The following is a 3,392-nucleotide window of genomic DNA, read 5'->3' on the forward strand; positions in this document are numbered from 1 at the left end:
CCAGTACTCGCGCTGGTTCCCTCGCTCGATCCCGCCGAGCTCTCCTCGATGTGCGCGACCGAGGGCGCCGGTGCGCGACCGTCGACGATGACGACAACAGTGCGCGAGGACGGCACCGTCAGCGGCACCAAATCCTTCGCCACGCTGGGCGCGTTCGCCGATCGGTTCCTGGTGATCGCCCGCTCCGGCACCCAGCCCGACGGCAGGCCGCTGCTGCGCGCCGTGCTCGTCGGCGCCGGTGCGTCCGCCGCGGTGACGCCGCTGCCCACGCTGCCGTTCGCGCCGGAGATCCCACACGCGGAAGTCGTCTTCGATGCCGCGCCGGGCGAGCTGCTGCCCGGTGACGGCTACGCCGACTACCTGAAGCCGTTCCGGACGGTCGAGGACCTGCATGTGGTGGCCGCTGTGCTCGGTCAGCTCATTCGGGTCGCCCGGCTAGCGCAGTGGCCCGCGGAGCCCGTAGAACAGCTGCTGGCGCTGTTTGCGGCGGTGCGTGGGGTCGGTGCCGAGGACCCGAGCTCCCCGGGTGTGCACATCGCGCTCGGCGGCATCTTCGATCGGCTGACCGGTCTGCGTACCGAACTGGAGCCGCTGTGGGCGCCGGTGGATCCGGAGGTCAGGAAGCGCTGGGAGCGTGATGCGCCGCTGCTCGGGGTCGCGGGCAAGGTGCGGGCGGCGCGGCTGGCGACCGCGTGGCGCAACCTCGCCTGATCGACCGGTTCCGGTGCTGTGTCACTTTGTTCTGGTGCTACGTCACTTTGTTCTGGTGAACGTGCCGAGACCGCTCTCGTCGAAGTAGTCGATGGTCAGTGTGCCGTCGGCGAACCGCGCCGAGGTGACGCTGCCGGGCGGGGCGTTCTCGCCGCTCAGGTCGAAGGCGAAGGTGTCGCCGTCCCAGTGCCGGAGTTGATAGGTCCGCTGCTCGGGGCCGATGGTCAGGCGCAAGCCGCTATCGGTCGCGACGATCGTGGCGGGTCCCCAATAGGCGCTGTCGTAGATGCCCTCGTAGGTCGGTAGCGGCTGTGCGGGGGCAGGATTCGCCGGGGCGGGCCGACCGGACAGGGCACCTTCCGGATCGTCGATGGCGGCGAAAGCGTCGCGGTACAGGCCGCGCCAGTCCTCGCGCACCTCGCCGAACTGCACCAGGTCGGCGAACTCGGCGGTCAACGTCTCCGGGATGCCGAGCGGCGCGGCGTTCGTCAGCGCGACGATGGCCACGTCGGCGGACGGGATCACCAGGAAGTTGGTCGCCGCGCCGAGGCCGAAGGCGCCGGAATGACTGGTGGCGGTGCGCCCGGCCGCGGATACCGACACATTGAAGCCGTACCCGTAGCTGCCCGCCCGCGCGGTGGGGGAGGCGGGCGGCGCCGAGACGATCTGGGGTGTGACGGCGGGCAGCAGCGCTTCGGGCGGGGCGATGGTTGTCGCGCCCGCCGTGCCGTTACCGAGCAGCATCGTGAGCCAGCGGGCCATATCGTTCACCGAGGAGCTCGCCCCGCCGGCGGGGGACTGGGGGTCGGGGTCGCGCACGTAGCGGGCCACCCAGTCGCCGTCGATGTTCACGTGTCCCACCGCGTGATTCGGCCGGGCGAGGAAGTCGTCGAAGCGAGAGCTGGTGTCGCGCATGCCGAGTGGCGTGTAGAGGGCATCCGACGAGAGTTGGGCCCAATCCTTCCCGGCCGCCGCGGCCACGGCTTCGGCGCCGGCGGTGAGTCCGAAGTTGGTGTAGTGATAGGTGATCCGGAAGGGGTCGAGTGGCTCGAGGCGCAGCTTGTCGAAGATCGCGGCCTGGTCGTAGCCGAGGTCTTCGAGCCGGTCGCCCGCGTGATCGGGCAGGCCGCTGCGGTGCGCGAACAGGTCGCCGACGGTGAGCTGGGCGGTGGTGGCGGGATCGGCCAGCGCGAACGACGGGAGGTGGGCGACCACCGGGGTCGTCCACTCGATCGTGTCCGCGCCGACCTGGTCGGCCACGACGGTCGCGGCGAGCGACTTCGACACCGAGGCGAGTTGGAAGACGGTGTCGGCGTCGACCTTGTCGGGCGTGCCTGCCGCGCGAACACCGAAACCCTTGGCGTACACGGTCTTTCCACCATGGACCACGGCGACGGCCATGCCGGGAATGCGGCTGGAGTCCATCAGCGAGCCCACCAGTTCGTCGAGCTGCCCGACGGCTTTGCCGACCGCGTCGGCGGGCAGGGCGACACCGGCGACTTGATTCGGGGGGAGCTCGGCGGTGGTCGTCGTGGTGGTGTGCGTGTCGTCGGTGGATCCGCTACAACCAACGAGGATCGTCATCGAGAGGACGACCCCGGCGATCGCACCGCGACCAGGCACCATGGGCCGACGATAACCCTGGTTGCCGGGTGATCGCCGGAACGTGGCCGGACTGTGACGCCCGGCGTTGCGGTGCGCTTCGGCTGATCTACCGAGCTGCGACCTTGCCGGAAAATGGGGAGCGGGCCTCGGCGAAGGGGGGGAGTTAGCCGAGGCCCGCGTAGGGTCGGCCCGGGGGGGGAGGGGCCGACCTGAACGATCCTACGCGATACGCGCGGAATTCGTGTACGCGCACCGGGCGAGTTCACGAGATTTTTCGGGTGCCGGTGCGGGTGTCGGCGGTGGTCCGGGGTGCGGCGATCGGCCGGTGCGCGCTCCCGGTACCTGTCAGGTGTCTTACGAACATCGGAATCGGCTGGTACGCAAGGTTTTACGGGGAATCGCCGGTGAACATGTTCTCGTCTCGCGTGTGGCGACCGTCCAGCGAACAGGCGCTCTTGTTCGTGTCGGGAGACAGAAAATCAGTCCGATTCGCCGCGTGTCGCGACACGTCGGCATGTCGAACAATTGTGTACATCTGACTTGCGGTCGCGCGGAAATTTGGGATGCGACTTGTCGGTGGGTAGGGCAATACTGGGCACAGCATCGCCAACCACGACTTCAGGAGAATCATGCCCGACGCAATCGTCGCCGAGGGTCTGGTCAAACGGTACGGGCAGCTCGTCGCCCTCGACGGACTCGACCTGTCCGTTCCGGAAGGTACCGTCACCGCGCTTCTCGGCCCCAACGGCGCGGGAAAGACCACGACTGTTCGCGTTCTCACCACGCTGCTGATACCCGACGAGGGCACCGCCACCGTCGCCGGTATCGATGTGCTCGGCAACCCACAGGCCCTGCGCTCGCGCATCGGTGCCTCCGGCCAGTATTCCGCCGTCGACGAATACCTCACCGGTTTCGAGAACCTCGAAATGGTCGGCAGGCTCTACCACCTCGGCACCCAGCGAAGTAAGGAGCGGGCCCGCGAACTGCTCGACCGCTTCCGCCTCAGCGACGCGGCCGACCGGCCGGTGAAGGGTTACTCGGGCGGTATGCGCAGGCGCCTCGACCTGGCAGGCGCC

At 68.9% G+C, this 3,392-nt stretch carries 3 protein-coding genes; 2 read left to right on the plus strand and 1 reads right to left on the minus strand.

Going from position 1 to position 3,392, the window contains the following annotated elements; all coding sequences use genetic code 11:
- Positions 1 to 711: acyl-CoA dehydrogenase (locus ACFWF3_RS29190; RefSeq protein WP_379316783.1), on the plus strand; the 711-nt coding region annotated here is incomplete at its 5' end.
- A gap of 42 nt (positions 712 to 753) precedes the next feature.
- Here ACFWF3_RS29190 and ACFWF3_RS29195 read toward each other — a convergent pair.
- Positions 754 to 2,337 carry a serine hydrolase domain-containing protein gene (locus ACFWF3_RS29195; RefSeq protein ID WP_379316785.1) on the minus strand — a complete coding sequence of 528 codons (1,584 nt, stop codon included), beginning with the start codon at positions 2,335 to 2,337 and terminating at the stop codon, positions 754 to 756.
- A gap of 608 nt (positions 2,338 to 2,945) precedes the next feature.
- On the opposite strand from ACFWF3_RS29195, the gene ACFWF3_RS29200 reads away from it, so the two are divergent.
- A partial coding sequence (locus ACFWF3_RS29200) for an ATP-binding cassette domain-containing protein (RefSeq protein WP_379316787.1) occupies positions 2,946 to 3,392 on the plus strand: 447 nt, incomplete at its 3' end.

The sequence above is a fragment of the Nocardia sp. NPDC060220 genome (assembly GCF_042727815.1).
Lineage (GTDB): Bacteria > Actinomycetota > Actinomycetes > Mycobacteriales > Mycobacteriaceae > Nocardia.